General features: G+C 56.1%; 14 protein-coding genes and 1 riboswitch. Of the genes, 4 read left to right on the forward strand and 10 right to left on the reverse strand.

Annotated features, from left to right (window positions below; all coding sequences use genetic code 11):
- Nucleotides 1-75: 75 nt before the first annotated feature.
- Together thiC and thiS are read right to left on the reverse strand one after the other, a co-directional pair.
- Nucleotides 76-1947 carry a phosphomethylpyrimidine synthase ThiC gene (thiC, locus tag BXP70_RS01720; RefSeq protein ID WP_086592274.1) on the reverse strand — a complete coding sequence of 624 codons (1872 nt, stop codon included), beginning with the start codon at nucleotides 1945-1947 and terminating at the stop codon, nucleotides 76-78.
- Nucleotides 1948-1978: 31 nt separating this feature from the next.
- Nucleotides 1979-2182, reverse strand: coding sequence for a sulfur carrier protein ThiS (gene thiS, locus BXP70_RS01725; RefSeq protein ID WP_086592275.1), 204 nt, complete (start codon nucleotides 2180-2182; stop codon nucleotides 1979-1981).
- A 68-nt stretch (nucleotides 2183-2250) separates the two neighbouring features.
- Nucleotides 2251-2346: riboswitch (TPP riboswitch) on the reverse strand.
- 181 nt (nucleotides 2347-2527) lie between these two features.
- Here thiS and BXP70_RS01730 point away from each other — a divergent pair.
- Together BXP70_RS01730 and rlmN are read left to right on the forward strand one after the other, a co-directional pair.
- Nucleotides 2528-3112, forward strand: a complete 585-nt coding sequence (locus tag BXP70_RS01730) for a hypothetical protein (protein ID WP_086592276.1) — start codon at nucleotides 2528-2530, stop codon at nucleotides 3110-3112.
- Between the two features lie 208 nt (nucleotides 3113-3320).
- Nucleotides 3321-4391, forward strand: coding sequence for a 23S rRNA (adenine(2503)-C(2))-methyltransferase RlmN (rlmN, locus tag BXP70_RS01735; RefSeq protein ID WP_086592277.1), 1071 nt, complete (start codon nucleotides 3321-3323; stop codon nucleotides 4389-4391).
- 420 nt (nucleotides 4392-4811) lie between these two features.
- On the opposite strand, the gene BXP70_RS01740 is transcribed toward rlmN, so the two are convergent.
- From BXP70_RS01740 to BXP70_RS01760, 5 genes are all read right to left on the reverse strand, one after another.
- Nucleotides 4812-5249, reverse strand: coding sequence for a hypothetical protein (locus tag BXP70_RS01740; protein ID WP_086592278.1), 438 nt, complete (start codon nucleotides 5247-5249; stop codon nucleotides 4812-4814).
- Nucleotides 5250-5340: 91 nt separating this feature from the next.
- A complete protein-coding gene (locus BXP70_RS01745; RefSeq protein ID WP_086592279.1) occupies nucleotides 5341-6483 on the reverse strand; it encodes a hypothetical protein in 1143 nt (380 codons plus the stop codon).
- Between the two features lie 160 nt (nucleotides 6484-6643).
- Nucleotides 6644-7360 carry a hypothetical protein gene (locus BXP70_RS01750; RefSeq protein ID WP_086592280.1) on the reverse strand — a complete coding sequence of 239 codons (717 nt, stop codon included), beginning with the start codon at nucleotides 7358-7360 and terminating at the stop codon, nucleotides 6644-6646.
- Nucleotides 7361-7419: 59 nt separating this feature from the next.
- Complete coding sequence (locus BXP70_RS01755; protein WP_086592281.1) at nucleotides 7420-8385, reverse strand: YihY/virulence factor BrkB family protein; 966 nt, start codon at nucleotides 8383-8385, stop codon at nucleotides 7420-7422.
- Nucleotides 8386-8495: 110 nt separating this feature from the next.
- Nucleotides 8496-9227: a DUF3891 family protein gene (locus BXP70_RS01760; RefSeq protein ID WP_086592582.1), complete on the reverse strand. Its 732-nt coding sequence runs from the start codon at nucleotides 9225-9227 to the stop codon at nucleotides 8496-8498.
- A gap of 194 nt (nucleotides 9228-9421) precedes the next feature.
- On the opposite strand from BXP70_RS01760, the gene BXP70_RS01765 reads away from it, so the two are divergent.
- A complete protein-coding gene (locus BXP70_RS01765) occupies nucleotides 9422-11734 on the forward strand; it encodes a patatin-like phospholipase family protein (protein WP_086592282.1) in 2313 nt (770 codons plus the stop codon).
- A gap of 13 nt (nucleotides 11735-11747) precedes the next feature.
- On the opposite strand, the gene BXP70_RS01770 is transcribed toward BXP70_RS01765, so the two are convergent.
- The 3 genes from BXP70_RS01770 to BXP70_RS01780 all read right to left on the reverse strand — a co-directional run bounded on the left by BXP70_RS01770 (nucleotide 11748) and on the right by BXP70_RS01780 (nucleotide 14557).
- A complete protein-coding gene (locus tag BXP70_RS01770) occupies nucleotides 11748-12584 on the reverse strand; it encodes an MIP/aquaporin family protein (protein ID WP_086592283.1) in 837 nt (278 codons plus the stop codon).
- A 44-nt stretch (nucleotides 12585-12628) separates the two neighbouring features.
- Nucleotides 12629-13384, reverse strand: coding sequence for an alpha/beta fold hydrolase (locus tag BXP70_RS01775; protein WP_086592284.1), 756 nt, complete (start codon nucleotides 13382-13384; stop codon nucleotides 12629-12631).
- 243 nt (nucleotides 13385-13627) lie between these two features.
- The gene (locus tag BXP70_RS01780) at nucleotides 13628-14557 is read right to left on the reverse strand and encodes a LysR substrate-binding domain-containing protein (protein WP_086592285.1); all 930 of its coding nucleotides are present in this window, start codon (nucleotides 14555-14557) and stop codon (nucleotides 13628-13630) included.
- A gap of 139 nt (nucleotides 14558-14696) precedes the next feature.
- Between BXP70_RS01780 and BXP70_RS01785 the strand changes: the two genes are divergently transcribed.
- Entirely contained in the window at nucleotides 14697-16208 is a 1512-nt protein-coding gene (locus BXP70_RS01785; RefSeq protein ID WP_086592286.1) for a catalase, read from the forward strand.
- The last annotated feature ends 51 nt before the right edge of the window (nucleotides 16209-16259 follow it).

Raw genomic sequence — 16259 nt, forward strand, 5'->3', positions numbered from 1 at the left:
ACCGCCAAAGTAGATAATTACCATTGCGGGAGAGATGCTTCGGCAAGCTCAGCATGACGGTCTGGTCTATATGGGTCACAGATAAATCTCGCTGCCTTTCTCCACGAACTCCCGCGCCTTTTCAGCTAGGCCTTTCGCTAAGGCATCATCCGTCGCCACGTCTTGCTGAGCGGCGAAGTCGCGCACTTCCTGCGTGATTTTCATCGAGCAGAAATGCGGGCCGCACATTGAGCAGAAGTGCGCCACTTTCGCGCCTTCGGCCGGCAGGGTTTCGTCGTGGTACTCGCGGGCGGTGTCGGGGTCGAGCGAGAGGTTGAACTGATCTTCCCACCGGAACTCGAACCTAGCTTTGCTCAGAGCATTATCACGGTACTGCGCGCCGGGGTGGCCTTTGGCGAGGTCGGCGGCGTGGGCGGCGATTTTGTAGGTAATTACGCCGTCCTTCACGTCCTTTTTGTTCGGCAGACCTAGGTGCTCCTTCGGCGTCACGTAGCACAGCATGGCCGTGCCGAACCAGCCAATCATGGCGGCGCCGATGGCCGACGTGATATGGTCGTAGCCGGGCGCAATGTCGGTGGTGAGCGGACCTAGGGTGTAGAACGGCGCCTCGTGGCACTCCTTCAACTGCTTGTCCATGTTCTGCTTAATCAGGTGCATGGGCACGTGGCCGGGGCCTTCAATCATCACCTGGATGTCGTGCTTCCAGGCAATTTTGGTCAGCTCACCAAGGGTTTCCAGCTCCGCAAATTGCGCCGCGTCGTTGGCATCGGCAATGGAGCCGGGGCGCAGACCGTCGCCGAGCGAAAACGCCACGTCGTAGGCCTTCATGATTTCGCAAATCTCCTCAAAGTGCGTGTAAAGGAAGCTTTCCTTATGGTGCGCTAGGCACCACTTCGCCATAATGGAGCCGCCGCGTGACACAATACCTGTTACCCGCTTGGCCGTCAAGGGAATATAGGCTAGGCGCACGCCGGCGTGGATGGTAAAGTAGTCAACGCCTTGCTCGGCCTGCTCGATGAGCGTATCGCGAAACAGCTCCCAGGTCAGATCCTCGGCTTTGCCGTTCACTTTTTCCAGCGCTTGGTAAATCGGGACGGTGCCCACCGGCACGGGGCAGTTGCGGATAATCCACTCGCGCGTTTCGTGGATGTTCTTGCCCGTGCTCAAGTCCATGAGCGTATCACCGCCCCAACGGCAGCTCCACACAGCCTTATCTACCTCTTCCTCAATGCTTGAGGTCACGGCCGAGTTGCCGATGTTGGTGTTAATCTTCACCAAGAAGTTGCGCCCGATAATCATCGGCTCGCTCTCAGGGTGGTTGATGTTGGAAGGAATAATGGCCCGGCCGGCCGCTACTTCGTCGCGCACAAACTCGGGCGTGATGCGGCCCTGCGGCGTGTTCGCCCCAAAGCTGTAGCCCTCGTGCTGCGTTTTCAGCGCGTCATCGTTGGCTATCTGGTCGATGCGCTGGTTTTCCCGGATGGCGATGTACTCCATTTCGGGCGTGATGATGCCTTGCTTGGCGTAGTGCAGCTGCGTCACGTTGTGGCCCGACTTGGCCCGGTATGGCCGCCGGATGTGCTCGAAGCGCAGGTGGTCTAGCTTCTCGTCGTCAGCGCGCAGCTGCCCGTACTCCGACGAAACGCCGGGTAGTTCTTCCACGTCGCCACGGCCCACGATCCACTCTTCACGCAAGCGCGGCAGCCCTTTTTTCAGGTCGATTTCCACGTCGGGGTCGGTGTAGGGTCCGCTGGTGTCGTACACCGTCACCGGCGGGTTCTGCTCCGTGGGGTTGGTGAAATCGAACTTGCGCTGGGTGTCCGCCAGGACGATTTCGCGCATGGCCACCCAGATGTCGTAGAGCTGGCCGGGCACGTAGATTTTGCGCGAGCCAGTCAGGGGCGCGCGTTCCACCAGCGTCTGCTGGGGAGCTTGGTCTTTTTTCATCGTAGGAAAGAAGGAGAGGGAAATGCGCGGCCTAGCCGCCCTGCGTTGCGCGGATGACGGTAATGCGGTCTTGGGCTTGAAGGGCATAGCTAGCCCAATCCGTGCGGGGTACGACCCGGTCGTTCACGGCCACGGCTACGCCTCGTTGGTCGGCGAGCTGTAGCTCCGTAAGAGCAGCGGCCAGCGTGGGTTCCACGGTGGCTTCGTGCGGTTTATTGTTGACGTAGAAAACCATTGAGCTAGGTTTAGCTGGTTGATTGTCAATACAATAAACTTCAGTAGGTGCACGCCCCTGCCCGCAGGCTCTCGCTTCTCACTTTTCCCTTCGCCAGCATTACCTGGATCAGGTTCCAAGGGTATTTCTCAGTCCCGCGCGGCGGAACACCCCTAAAGTTTATGCGGCCAAGGTAAGTGGATTTATTTTACCTAAGCAAATAAAATTGTGTAGTATCCGAAGGTCTTCTACCTTACCGAAGACAATCGCGCACTGCCTAGCCCCTCCTACTCTATACCACACAAGACGGCCCAACCGTCAGTCAATCCTTCTGCTCCTAGACTGTTCCTTTCAATCTTAACTACTATGAAAATCAGCTCTTATTGCCTAGTATTTTTGCTATTCAGCTGCTCTGCTTCCAATGCTACATCGTCCGAGGAAACAGCGGCTACGGCTACTGCGGCGGTTGCCGCGCCGGCTGCTCAACCTATGGTGCTACAAGAAGTAACGGGGAAGCACTTTTTTTCTAATCGGAGCAAGCCAGATCAGTTCCGGCTTCAGCTAACGGGGAAGGACGCCCTGACGGGTACGGTGAACCTGAGCATTGTATCGGCCGACGGCGAGACGCTGTGGAGCGACCAGTTTCCTGCTACCTATCTTCTGGATTATGGCTTCGACACGTACGCCGGCGACAACCCGACGGATGCGCAACGCACCGCCTACATTCAGAAGCGCATGAAGGAGTTCTTCGTGGAAGACAGTTTCCTGACCCAAGCGGTAAAAGCAACCGACAAGTTTGACACGAACTATACCGCGAATAAACAGGCCTGGGAAGAAGCCAAACAAACCGGCTTGCCCGGCTTCTTCTACAACATCGGCGAAGAAAATGGCCGCCGATTGGTGTACTCTCCTAGCCAGCGGAAGGCAATTGTGGTGCAGAGTTGCTGCTAGTAGCTTGCTCACCTCCGCAACCTAGATTTTAGTAAGCGCTTTGGTTGGATGCCTAGGGTATTCGGCCAAAGCGCTTCTCATTGCCACCTGCACAAGCTAAGTAGCATGCACCTAGGTTGCTCAACGGCAAAACCTAACCATTGCACTTCTCCTATTAATCCTGCCCCCGAGGGAACCCAACTGCTTGCTAGGTTGTATCTTTGCAGCTATGATATCCTTACCCGTACTCACGAAGCGCGACATCCGCAAACTCACCCCCGACGAGCTCAAAGCCTTTATGGTGGAGCACGGCGAAAAACCGTTCCGCGCCAAGCAGGTGCTGGAGTGGCTGTGGAAAAACACGGCTTCGTCGTTTGAGGAGATGAACAATATCTCGCTGAGCACGCGGCAGTTGCTGGATCAACACTTTGCCATTAATGGCGTGAAAGTGCAGAATCAGCAGCTCTCCAACGATGGCACCATCAAGTCGGCCTTCCGGCTGTACGATGGTAACATTGTGGAAGGCGTGCTCATCCCACACGATACACGCATGACGGCTTGCATTAGCTCGCAGGTAGGTTGCTCACTCACCTGTAAGTTCTGCGCTACCGGTTACATGGAGCGCAAGCGCAACCTCGACGCGGCTGAAATTTACGACCAAGTCGTGCGGATCCGGGAGCAGTGCGAGTCTCAGTACGGCACGCCGCTCACCAACATCGTGTACATGGGCATGGGTGAGCCGCTCTTGAACTATGCCAACGTGGTAAAGAGCGTGGAGCGCATCACCGCTCCCGATGGCTTGAACATGGCGCCGCGCCGCATCACGATCAGCACGGCCGGCATTGCCAAGATGATCAAGAAGTTAGCCGACGACGATGTAAAGGCCAACCTAGCCCTCAGCCTGCACGCGCCGAACGACGCCAAGCGCAACGAAATCATGCCCATCAACGAGGCTAACTCGCTGGCAGCACTGAAAGACGCTTTGCAGTATTACCACCAGGTAACGGGCCGCAAAGTAACGTACGAATACATCGTGTTCGAGAACTTCAACGACACACTGCAAGACGCCGAGGAGCTGTTCCAGATTACGAAGTGGCTGCCTTGCAAAGTCAACTTGATCGAATACAACCCTATCGAAAACGCCGACTACCGCAACACCGGCGACGACAAGCTAGTAGCCTTCCATAAGTACCTGGCCGACCGCGGCGTGCAAACCAACGTGCGCCGCTCCCGCGGCAAAGACATCGATGCGGCTTGCGGACAGCTTGCCGTGAAGGAAAAGCCAGCCGTAGTGGCCTAGCCCCTTTCCCTCAACAAAAAGCCCGGCCGTTGATCAACGGCCGGGCTTTTTGTTGGGGTAGTTATTCCTTAACTGTGGGCGCAACTCTCTTATTGCCGAATATGTAGCTCAGTCCGACATCTACGCCCCCGTGAGGCTTACCCCATTTGAAGAACAGAGGGACGAGGTTCTTATTTAGTAGTAGTTGCGTTCCGAGCGCTAAATGCAGTGTAAGTAGATAACGTACGTTGATTCCGCCTATATATTACTCGAATTACCAGCCTGACGACTGTACCGAACCTCTTCCTGATGCGCTAGTTTTGGTTTGATTGTATAGCCTACCGCTAAGTAGAGTGGCTCTATCTTAGATATAAGGACGATTAACCGAGTTGTGATGGTGATGAGTAGCTCCCGTGCCTCCGCACCAATACCTAGGAGTTGCTACCGTAATCTATTATTGTATAGCCGCCGCCTTTCCAGTCTCTTTCGTTCATGTTCTGCTAGATCTTCTTTGTATTTCTGATCTGCTAACGTAGCGCGGCACTGCCGTTCAATAGAGTTTCTCACCCGCTGAAAATCGCGCTCGGAGTAAGACTGGGTGCGCACGTTGCCGTCACGGAGCGTGACCTGCAGCAGGATAGACCCGCGTGTACTGTCAAGACTCGCGAAACGCCAGAAACTAGCCTCCTGAAAGTCTTCCAGTCGGTATTTGGGGAACAAACCAAATGCAAATTTTTCCTGCTGGTTGATGATCTTGCCAACCACCGGATGCACGATGACTATCCTACTCAGGTTCTGCTGCGCATAGACTGCCTCACTCAGCAAACAAATGAGGAATACTAGCCCTAGTCTTAGAAAGCTAATCAGTTGGTAGCGCATAAAAAGTTATAATTCTCTGAAGTATTATAGCTATTTAGTAAAAAACATACGCTATATAAAGTATTTGCAGTCAAATTTTTAACAAGACATATTACCGCGTTTTACCGAACCGATAAGCCACCTCGACATAAGCCGGGTAAATGCCCCCAGCGCCTGTCGCATACAGAATACCTAGGCTACCACTTAAGCGAGCAGCGGCCACTCGTAAGCCCAAAAGCCCTGCTACGCCACCGTTGAAAATATACGTTTCGTCGAGCAGTGAAATGCGCCGTGAGATACGTGTAGCTCCTCCGAGCACTACTACCGGCGACTGGCTTATATCTCCGGAGGCAAAGCCATAGCCCGCACCGATCGTGATGTTGTTGTCGGCGGAACCGTAGGTGGCTACCCCGTAGCCGATGCCGCCTCCTTCGCCGAAGGCACGCAAGTAGAGTAGGCCGCCACCCACGTGTAGCTTCTCCCTGACCTGAAAACCAACTTTGGGCGTGAAGGCAAACACATTGAGGCCTACCCCCGGCAATACAGGAATAAGTACTCCGGCTGAAATATTGTCGGTGATGCCATAGTTCGCTCCTAGAAAGAAGATATCAATGTCTTGCACGTAGCCCTCTCCCTTACGCAGCGGACGAGCCGTAGGCGCGAAGAAGATACGGGTTCCGTTGCCCAGCACTTCCCAGCCGCGGCTAGCCTGGACCGCCGAGAGCTGCTGCAGCCGCTTAATGTTGTCCTTTTGAATAGTAACACGACCTAGGTCTTTGGTCGAAAATTCCAGTTCCTTATCGCGCCGAGCTACCAACACGCCAATGAAGCTATTGCCCGACAACAGCTCTACGGAGTACGTTGAACCGATGGAGTCACCGGCCGTGGCGTTTTGCATAGTCCGGCTGTAGCGCTTCAGTTCTAGGTCGCGGGTCTCAATCATGCGCCGCACGCCTTCAAACTCGGCCTCCGAGAAAGGCCGAGTTTTTACTTCTCCATTGCGCAGCGTGGTTTGCAGAACAGTACTACTAGTGCTGTCAGCGTTAGTAAACTGCACAAAGCGTGCTTCCCGAAAATCATCGGCGCTGTAGTACTGAAAGAGGCCGTAGATTTTCTTCTCCTCCAGATCAATAACTTCCCCAACGATCGGGCTAACAACCAGTGGGCGGGTAGTTGAGTTTGTAGACTGTGCCTGCGCTTTTATACTTGAGAGAAGCACGAGGCACGCCCAGGCAACAGGTAGCTTTTTTATCATGATAGTAGGCGAGAATAGAGAGGCCTAAACCTAGCTTTTCTCCCCGACTATTACATCACATATATTACACCAAAAGCACTATTGTAATCGACTGAAATAAAGCGTAATAGAGGCGCACATACGTACCCGACACGGTCCATCTACTTAGGTAGTCTGTTCACTATTTCGCAGGTTGAGCACTCTGACCGGCAGTGGCGAAAAACGTCAGGATAGCCGGGCACTGGTCGCCCATCAAAACGGCGATTTTTACCCCTACTTGCTCCATTTTTTTCTGATCTAGGAAAAGATCAGCTCCATATAACTGGCTTAGGGCTTTGGCGTGCGGCTTCATGGCGGCTTGCATCACTTCTTCTACCACTTGCATGCGTTCTTGTGCCGACATTGCAGCTAGGTCCTGCTTTTTTTGGCGGGCCTCTATACCCTGGCAAACACCAGCGGCTACAGGCGTAAGCACCTTCACTTCCTGCTCGCTCATCGGATGCTGCTTACGAAGCTCCTGATAACCTACTTTCATAAATAAGGGTACGCTCGCAGGGCATTCTTTCACCATTCGGAAAGCAATTCTTTTCCCTAGCTGCCCTCCGTACGCATTCGCGTCGCTCTTATGGGTTAGTATCAGTTTCGTAAACGTGGCGTTGTTGCCGGCGCTAACAAGCATCAGCCGCGCAAATAGCTGTGTCGCTTCTTCTTGCGAAAGATTAGTCAGAGGTGCCTTTTTGCTTTCCTCTTCTATCTGGCGACACAGGTCGGCGCTGATATCCTGAATCATGCGATGCTCGCCCGTAGTATCAGCGGCTGTGGTTTGAGCAGCGGCTTGCTTTACACACGAGATACTTAGGCCGGCTGCTAACAAAAAAATGGATAGAGTTTTCTTCATAAAGAAAACTCTATCCAAATATTAGGCCTTGCTAATGCAGCTGCCATACAATCCACTTACTATCCGCGCCACCGCCCGGTAGCGCGCGGCCGACCAGTGGTAATTTCCTCCTTCGATTCACCTTCGGGCACCTCGCGCGTTTCAATGCGTACAGCGTGAGCCTTGGGCTGCACTTTCTGCCCAAAAGCATCGGCAAATTCTTGGGTAAATTCTGCTCCAAAAAAGATGATGAGCGAAGAATAGTTAACCCATACGAGCAGCACAATGGCCGATCCTGCTGCGCCGAATGCGGAGCCCGGATTGGCGTAAGAGATATAGAAAGCAATTAAGTATTTACCTATCACAAACAATGCAGCCGTAATCAGCGCCCCAATCCACACATCGCGCCACCGGATAATGGCGTCAGGCAGGAAGCGGTAGATCATGGCAAACAAGGTGGTAGTGACGGCTAGGGAGATAGAGAAGTCAACCAGCTTTACCGCCAACACGCCAGCGTCTGGCCAAACTTGCTCTAAATAACCCGTGAAGAAATTCAGCATTGCGCTGATTACAAATGAGATAAGCAACAAAAGTGCGACACTTAGGATAAGTCCAAAAGAGAGCACCCGGTCGCGCAGGAATTGCACAATGCCGTTGCGAGGCTTGGCTTTCAAATTCCAGATGTCATTGATACTTTCCTGCAGCGTCACAAAAAAGGTGGTGGCTGTAAAGATCAACGTACCTACTCCAATGGCGGTGGCTAAGCCACCACGCTCTTGTAAGGTGAACTTGGCAATGCTGTCTTGCATAAATTTCGCTGACTCAGCGCCAACAAAGCCTTTTAGCTGCCCATACACTTGTCCCGTTACAGCTTCGCTGCCATAAAAGGCACTTGCAATTGTAATAACAATAAGCAGCAGCGGCGGCAGCGAGAAGATGGTGTAGTACGACAAGGCCGCCGAATGTCGGAACGAATTATTGTTGCTGAATTCAGAGGCCGAAGCTTTCAGGATAGTGACAATATCAGAGAAGCGGTAATGCGCCATAAGCGTGCAGGTATGGAAAGCGATAATACAGATCGTGTGGTAGTTAGTACGGCATCAAGCCGCTTGCGTTCGAATGTTATTGGTAGTAGCCTACCCTAGGTCGGTACGCGCTACCCTTTCTGCAACGTCCAAGTGAGCGTCTGCACGGGAGCAATGCGCAGGGCGGCTGCCAGTTCCGCGTCGTCTTTGAACTGAAGTTGGCTCAGGGTGCTAGCTTCCACGCTCACCGTGAACTGCTCTGCTGTGAAGGGCCAAGGAACCACAACCAGCGGCCCCTTGGCAGTAGGCTGCGCTACGTCGTAGCGGCGGCCGTCGGGGCCGCTGCTGATTTCGAGTATGCGGCCCATTTCAGGTAGCTCGTGGCGGCAGAGAATAAGCGAGAGCCGGTCGCACCACTGCATGAGGTCGTAGGCTTGCTGCGCCTCTTTCTTATTTATTTCTAAAGCTTTGCGCCAGCGCTCTTGGCTAGCCAGCTGCTCATCCAGGAAAGCAGCTAGCTCCTTGTGCTGCCCACGTAGCGCTTCATACAGAAAGCTCAGGTGCATGCTGGTGAGCAAGCTGCGCCACTGGCCCTGGAACCTAGCCGCGTGCAGCACGCCCGTGGCCTGCTCCAGCGAGAAATCCTTCATAGTAAAATTGGCCGGCGCACCGGCGGACGTTAGGCCGTAGTGGCCATCCCAGTGCTGCTGCTCATCGTCGTGCTGGGCGGTGGCGGCGAGCAGGCCTACCCAGCGGTCGGTGGGGCCAAAGGGTGGCCAGTGCCAGGCAAGTTGCGTGGCAAGCAGGGCGTGCGCTTGCTGATAGATTATTTGCCAGCCTTCGGAAGTGTAATTTACAATCATGGAAGCCTTGTACGCAAAAAGCACCCAAGGATGCCGCCAGCAATGTAGCGCGGCCGTTGGCAGCTAGGTTGTAGCTTGCAGCGTTCATGCTGGGCGCCTGATTAGGGTTCGTGGGTTTGCAGAAGGCTAGGTTATCTTAGCATAATTTGTGGCCTAGCTGCCTGCCACCGACGGCTTTCCTACTTGCCTCCTTTATGCTGAAACGTTCCGTTTTTCTGACTGGGTTGCTTCTGTTTTTCGGATGGTGTCGGGCAGTGCAAGCCCAGAAAGTAGGGCTCGTGCTAAGTGGTGGCGGCGCCAAAGGGCTAGCGCACGTAGGTGTGCTGAAAGTGCTGGAAAAGAATGGCATTCCTATCGATTACATCATCGGCACGAGCATGGGCTCGGTGGTGGGAGCTATGTACGCGGCCGGCTACTCACCCGCTGCAATTGAGAAGATCGTCACGAACCCGGAGTTCCAGAATTGGGTGTCGGGCCGGCAGCTCGAAAGCAAGACCTTCAACTACCTAAACTCCGACGCCTCGCCGGCCGCCCTGCGGGTGGGAGTAGCCGTCGATTCGTCGTTGCGGACGCGCATCACCCCCAACTTGATCAACGACGTCAACCTGAACTTTGTGCTGGCCAAGCTGCTCGCGCCGGCAGGCGCGCAAGCCAACTACGACTTCGATAGCCTGTTTGTGCCGTTCCGCTGCTTGGCTGCCGAAGTGTTTACCCGCAACCAGGTTATTCAGCGCGACGGTTCGCTGTCGGATGCGGTGCGCAATTCCATGGCCGTGCCGCTGGTGTTCCGCCCCATCCGCAACCCCGATGGGCGCTACCTGTTCGACGGCGGCATCTACAACAACTTTCCCACCGACGTGATGAAGGCCGAATTTAAGCCCGACATCATCATTGGGGTGAATGTGGGCGACGTAGCGTACAAAAAGTACCCGTTTCAGAAAGACGATGAACTGCTGGCGGGCACCCTGGTGTTTTTGGGAGCCAGCGTAGCCGATACGCTGGCTGTGGGACCCAACGGTGTGTTCATTCAGCCTGACCTAGAGGGCTATGGCTCCACAGATTTTGATAAGGTGCGCGAGCTGATCGACCTAGGTACCAAAGCTGCCCAAGCCAAGCTGCCGCTGATGCTGCGGCGCATTGAGCGCCGCGCCGATACACTGGCGTTGGCGGCACGCCGCACAGACTTTCAGAACCAGGCACCAGCGCCGGTCTTTTCCCGCATCACGGTGCAGGGCCTGAAAGACAACCAGAACGCCTACGTACGCCGCTTTTTTCAGCGTCAAGGCCGCACCTACACCATCGACGACATTGAGGAAGGCTACTACCGCCTAGCGTCCGACGACTTCTTCCGGGGCGTGTACCCGCGCATCCGCTACGATCAAGCGCAGGGAGGCTACACGTTCAGTGTGGATGCCAGCAAGAACAACAACCTATCGGCGGAGCTAGGTTTCGTGCTGGCTACCCGGCCCGTTGACAACATCTACCTAGGGCTTGAATTCCGGTACCTGAAAAAATTCTTGTATACCACGGCGGCCAACGTGAGCCTCGGTCGATTTTACAACGCCGGGCAGGGGCGCTTCCGCATCACCATTCCCGAGAAGCTGCCTTTCTACATCGAGCCGACCCTTACGTATAACAGCTGGAGCTACCAAAAAACGGGCGGCTTACTCGGGCGTGACATTCAGAACACGCTCATTGAGCAAAGCGACCTGAGCGCTACCGTACAGGGCGGCATCAGCCCGAACTACCGGAGCCGCGTGACCCTGGAAATGGGCTATTTCAGCAACCAGGATGATTACGCCAACGTGCGCACCGTCTCATCGGGCGACACGCTCGACCGCACTCGGTTTCGGGGGCTCACGGCGGCGCTGCGCTTCACCCGCAACTCACTGAACCGCAAGCAGTACCCAACCGGAGGGCGGCGCGCAGCCATTAGCATTCGGGGGGTGCAGGGTACGGAGCGCTACACACCAGGCTCCACGTCGGTGCGCACTCAAACTTATGCCGACGCTCACCACTGGCTGCAATTCTCGGCCACTACGGAGCAGTACTTTCCGGCTGCTAACCACAAGCAGGTGTGGGGCTACTTTGGGGAGGTGGTGGTGAGTGGGCAGGGGCGCTTCGTCAATTACCGTTCTTCGCTCACGACCGCGCCCGTCTTTGCCCCGCTCGTTGATTCTCGCACGCTATTTCTGAACAGCTACCGGGCGCCGCGCTACGCTGCCGCAGGGTTGCGCTTTTCGCACACGGTGCTCGGCAGCCTGGAATGGCGCTCAGAGGCCTTCGTGCATCTTGCTTATCAACCGTTGGCAGAAGGTCTTAACCAACAAGCCATTACGCGCAAAGGCTTCGACCGTCCCCGCCTGACGGCCAGCTCGGGTTTTGTGTATTTCACCCGCCTAGGTCCGCTGGCCCTCCACCTCATTCACTACGACGACTCGGCTAAGCGCTGGGGCGTATTTGGGCACATCGGTTTTTTGCTATTTCATAGCCGATCGTTGGAGTAAGAGCCAACCTAGCTTAGTTGTCAGCAGCATCCGGATCGGGATACTGCGGTGGTTGCTGCTCTGTGGTGCCAGTGGTGGCATCGGAGCCCGCCAGAATAGCGAGGGGCAACTTCTGTCCATGGTACAGTAGCTTAAACATCAAGGTAGCCAGCCACATTCCGAGCACCGGCGCCACCAAGTAAAGCCACAGACTCGCGTAGTGGCCCGCCGCCACCGCCGAAGCCAGTGAGCGAGCCGGGTTGGTACTCATGCCGGAGTAGGGCTCTTCGAAGATGATGTACACGGCCAGCAAAGTGCCCAACAGCCAACCCGCTTTGTTGTGCAACGGCTTGGAGTGTAACGTGAGCAGCAGCACTAGCATGAGTACCAGCGAAATAACAAATTCTGCCCCTAGCGCTACTAGCAGGCCGTCTTCGCCGGGCTTCGTCACCACGTAGTTTACCTGCGGATGGGCATACCAAGTACCTAGCAGTAACTTAACCAGTTGGGCTCCGGTCACGGCACCTAGCAGCTGAAACAGCACGTACCATACGGCATCGATGCGGTGTACTTTACCGAGCTGCCAAAAAGCCAGCGTAACGGCCGGGTTGAAGTGCGCGCCCGAGCGGCGCCCCCACGGACTGTACACCATGAGCACGATCAAAACGCCTATCACGAGGCCGACTATCGTGCGACCTAGGTATGGGCTGTCGCCCACCCAAGCGTGCAAGGGCGAGGCCGGGTGCTTCACTACTATCGTTGTTAGGCTAGCCACGATCAGGAACAGAGCTGCTCCTGCGGCTTCCGTGAGGTAGTGCGGCCAGTTTTGGCGCCACCCCGCGCGCAACCGTTGCCCAAAGTTAATTTGCATACACTCACGTAGTAATGGCGCGTTGGTCAATACGCGACCGAGGTTCAGTGATGCAAACCAGCGGCGAACTTTCGCAGCAGCGCAGCTACTTCCTGTGGAGCTTCGTAGGGCAGCAAGTGTCCCGCCCCGCCAATAATTTCGAGGTGGGTGCCCTCGGGCAAGTATGGCAGCGTTTCGAGCCCGTGCACCGAAGGCGACATGACGGCATCCGCATCCCCGACGAGAATGGTACAGGGCACTGTAATGTCGCAGAGGCGGCTGGTAATGTTTTCCCGGCTGCCGCGTAGGAGCCATGCGTCCCAGGCCTCGCGCGTGCTACGCAGGTTGTCTTCAATAATTTGCGCCTTTAGTTGGTCACTAACCGGCCGAGCCGTGATGCGGTTGAAAGTACCTAGGGCTGCCAGCTTGCTGCCGTGGGCCCGGAGCGAGTTGGTGCGGTCCTCATCGGTCATAGGTTCGGGGGTGGGTGGCGAAGGCGACAGCAACACCAAGCCCCGCATGCCTGCTAGTTGCCGAGCCGCCAAGTCGAGGGCAATTTTGCCGCCCATGCTGTGGCCCACCAAGATGAAGTCGGTTAGCTGCTTTTCCGCAATCAGGGCGGCAACCGAATCGGTGTAAGCTGCCACACTGTGGCCCCCTTTTGGCGCCAGTGCGCCCCCAAAACCACCTAGGTCGGGAGTAAGGCACGTGAAGGCGGGCGCTAACTCCGCTGCTACCTGGTCCCACTCACGGCCGGCACCAGCCCAATAGTGCAGGCAAACGAAAACGGGGTTGGTCAAAAAGCGGTCGGGGCTGGGCATGAGTGGAGACGTGGGGTATACGCTCCCCTACGCAGATTTAAGCGGCGAGTCTACTTGACTCTGCACGGGCGGTGTAGCAGCTCATTGCTTTACGGCGCAATCGTTGGAGACGTGACGTGCATCGTGCGTTGCGCTAGGCAATTACCTCACTAAAGATCCTCACAACCAGCGAGAGAAATCTTCGCGTCGTGCTCAATCATTAGGCTTGACCTAGGTAGTGCGCGAAACGGCTCCAGTGGCTTCTTACCGCCACCGGATTTTCTGGCCGGCTTGGCTGGCGCGTAGCCGCTCAGGCACCTTGCTCAGAATAATTTCGCGCAACGTGGTCAGCAGCGGCGTGCGCACGAAGCTGTGGTGCACCACTAGGCTTACTTCGCGCACTGGTTCGGGGGCCGTGAAGCGTTTGAGCATAGGGTTGCCGAGTTCCTGCAACACCGACAACTCGGGCACCAGCGTGTAGCCATGGTTGTGGCGCACCAACTCTTTCAGCGTTTCAATGGAGCCGCTTTCGTAGCTAAACGTGCGCGGCAGCGCATGGGCAGCGGGCGTGCAGATATTCAGCACCTGATGGCGAAAGCAGTGGCCTTGCTGCAACAGCCACATCTCGTGGGCAGCTAGGTCGGCGGGCTGCACGGTAGCTTGGTCGTAGAGCGGATGCCCTTCGGCCACGTACGCCAGAAACGGCTCTTCTAGCACCGGCACTTCGCGCAAAGCGCGGTCCTCCAGCGGCGTCACGAGCAGGCCTACATCCAGCTGGTTGTCCTTGAGCCGCTGCGTGATAACATCACTTTGCAGCTCTTCCACCCGCACCCGCAACTGTGGGTGCCGCTCTACCAAGTCCAGCAGAAACAATGGCACTAGGTACGGCGCGAGGGTCGGGATGATACCTAGCCGCAGGTCGCCGACCAGCTCGCCTTTTTCCACCTGTACCAGCTCGCGGAGCTGTTGAGTTTCGCGCAATACCTGCCGGGCTTGCTGCACCACTTTCGCGCCTACTACGGTCGGCTCTACGCCTTTTTTCTTGCGGTCAAAAAGCAGCACACCTAGCTCTTCTTCCAGCTTTTGCACCTGCATGCTGAGCGTGGGCTGGGTCACGAAGCACTTCTCGGCGGCCAGCACAAACTGCCGGTGCGTGTCGAGGGCCACAATGTATTCGAGTTGCTGCAAATTCATGCACAAATATAACTACTAGCTATACCAAGATAAAAAATATCAATTTTCATTATACATCCGCAAGCTCAACCTTTGTACTGTCGACGAGCGGCTACGGCTGCCGCGCCCTCCGCTTTACACTTTCGTCCTTATACCTCGCATGGAAGAATCAACTCAACCGAAGAAGCTGACTACCGCTTCGGGTCGTCCTATTTTCGACAATCAAAACTCGATTTCGGCTGGTCCGCGCGGGCCGCTGTTGTTGCAAGACTACTTCCTGCAAGAGAAGCTAGCCCACTTCAACCGCGAGCGGATTCCGGAGCGCGTAGTGCACGCCAAAGGCTCAGGGGCTTACGGCACGTTCACCGTGACCCACGACATTACGAAGTACACCCGTGCCAAGCTGTTCAGCCAAGTAGGCAACCAAGTGCGTACCTTCCTGCGCTTCAGCACGGTAGGCGGTGAGAAAGGCTCGGCCGACACGGAGCGCGACCCCCGCGGCTTTGCCCTGCGCTTCTATACTGAAGACGGCAACTGGGACATCGTGGGCAACAACACGCCGGTGTTCTTCGTGAAAGACGCCGTGAAGTTTCCTGACTTCATCCACACCCAGAAGCGCGAAGCCCGCTCCAACCGCAAGTCGCCCACGATGATGTGGGACTTCTGGAGCCTAAACCCCGAGAGCCTGCACCAGGTCACCATCCTGATGTCGGACCGCGGCACGCCCTACGGCTACCGCCACATGCACGGCTACGGCTCGCACACCTTCTCCCTGATCAACGCGCAGAACGAGCGCACCTGGGTGAAATTTCACTTCCGCACCGAGCAGGGCGTGAAGAACTTCTCCGACGAGGAAGCCCGCCTGATGAAGGCCGAAGACGCTGACTTCGCCCAGCACGACCTCGTAGACGCCATCGACAACGGCAACTTCCCCCGCTGGAAGATGTTCATTCAGGTGATGACTGAGGCCCAAGCACGTACGTTCCGCTGGAACCCCTTCGATATCACGAAGGTGTGGCCCCAGGGTGAGTTCCCGCTGATCGAAGTAGGCGTATTGGAGCTGAACGAAGTACCCGTCAATTACCATGCTCACGTCGAGCAAGCGGCTTTTGCGCCAGCTCACGTAGTCGACGGCATCAGCTACTCACCCGACAAGATGCTGCAAGGCCGTATCCTGAGCTACCCCGATGCCCAGCGCTACCGCCTAGGTGCCAACTACGAGCACTTGCCCGTCAACGCATGCCCCTTCGGCTTCTCGAACTACCAGCGCGACGGCCAAATGGCCCTTGGCGACAACGGCGGCCCTGGTCCGAACTACTTCCCCAACAGTTTCGACGGCCCTGTGGAAGACAAGAGCCAAGGTGAGCCCCCGCTGCCCCTCGACTCGAACATCGCCGACCGCTACGACCGCAACGCTCCCGGCGAGGATGACCACTACACCCAGCCCGGTAACTTATTCCGACTTTTGTCGCCAGAAGCGCAATCCAACCTGGTGAACAACGTCGTAGGTTCGATGAGCGGCATTGATGGCCCCAAGAAAGATCTTATCGTTCAGCGTCAGCTGTGCCACTGGTTCCGCGCCGATATCCGCCTGGGTATGGCCATTGCCAAAGGCCTAGGGGTGGATGTAGAAATGCCTGCCCAACACGCCGCAGCGGCTGTAACTGCTTAAGTTCTTTGCTCTTTTGCACGACCTATTTTGCAAGAAAAGCCAGCCCATCGG

This window comes from Hymenobacter crusticola (assembly GCF_002154225.1).
Taxonomy (GTDB): domain Bacteria; phylum Bacteroidota; class Bacteroidia; order Cytophagales; family Hymenobacteraceae; genus Hymenobacter; species Hymenobacter crusticola.

What these genes read in the sequence shown, in the direction of transcription:
- BXP70_RS01755 (WP_086592281.1), bottom strand. Translation starts at nt 8,385, where the DNA reads ATGGCGCATTACCGCTTCTCTGATATTGTCACTATCCTGAAAGCTTCG.
- BXP70_RS01780 (WP_086592285.1), bottom strand. Translation starts at nt 14,557, where the DNA reads ATGAATTTGCAGCAACTCGAATACATTGTGGCCCTCGACACGCACCGG.
- BXP70_RS01785 (WP_086592286.1), top strand. Translation starts at nt 14,697, where the DNA reads ATGGAAGAATCAACTCAACCGAAGAAGCTGACTACCGCTTCGGGTCGT.
- BXP70_RS01760 (WP_086592582.1), bottom strand. Translation starts at nt 9,227, where the DNA reads ATGATTGTAAATTACACTTCCGAAGGCTGGCAAATAATCTATCAGCAA.
- BXP70_RS01765 (WP_086592282.1), top strand. Translation starts at nt 9,422, where the DNA reads ATGCTGAAACGTTCCGTTTTTCTGACTGGGTTGCTTCTGTTTTTCGGA.
- BXP70_RS01730 (WP_086592276.1), top strand. Translation starts at nt 2,528, where the DNA reads ATGAAAATCAGCTCTTATTGCCTAGTATTTTTGCTATTCAGCTGCTCT.
- BXP70_RS01750 (WP_086592280.1), bottom strand. Translation starts at nt 7,360, where the DNA reads ATGAAGAAAACTCTATCCATTTTTTTGTTAGCAGCCGGCCTAAGTATC.
- rlmN (WP_086592277.1), top strand. Translation starts at nt 3,321, where the DNA reads ATGATATCCTTACCCGTACTCACGAAGCGCGACATCCGCAAACTCACC.
- thiS (WP_086592275.1), bottom strand. Translation starts at nt 2,182, where the DNA reads ATGGTTTTCTACGTCAACAATAAACCGCACGAAGCCACCGTGGAACCC.
- thiC (WP_086592274.1), bottom strand. Translation starts at nt 1,947, where the DNA reads ATGAAAAAAGACCAAGCTCCCCAGCAGACGCTGGTGGAACGCGCGCCC.
- BXP70_RS01740 (WP_086592278.1), bottom strand. Translation starts at nt 5,249, where the DNA reads ATGCGCTACCAACTGATTAGCTTTCTAAGACTAGGGCTAGTATTCCTC.
- BXP70_RS01775 (WP_086592284.1), bottom strand. Translation starts at nt 13,384, where the DNA reads ATGCCCAGCCCCGACCGCTTTTTGACCAACCCCGTTTTCGTTTGCCTG.
- BXP70_RS01745 (WP_086592279.1), bottom strand. Translation starts at nt 6,483, where the DNA reads ATGATAAAAAAGCTACCTGTTGCCTGGGCGTGCCTCGTGCTTCTCTCA.
- BXP70_RS01770 (WP_086592283.1), bottom strand. Translation starts at nt 12,584, where the DNA reads ATGCAAATTAACTTTGGGCAACGGTTGCGCGCGGGGTGGCGCCAAAAC.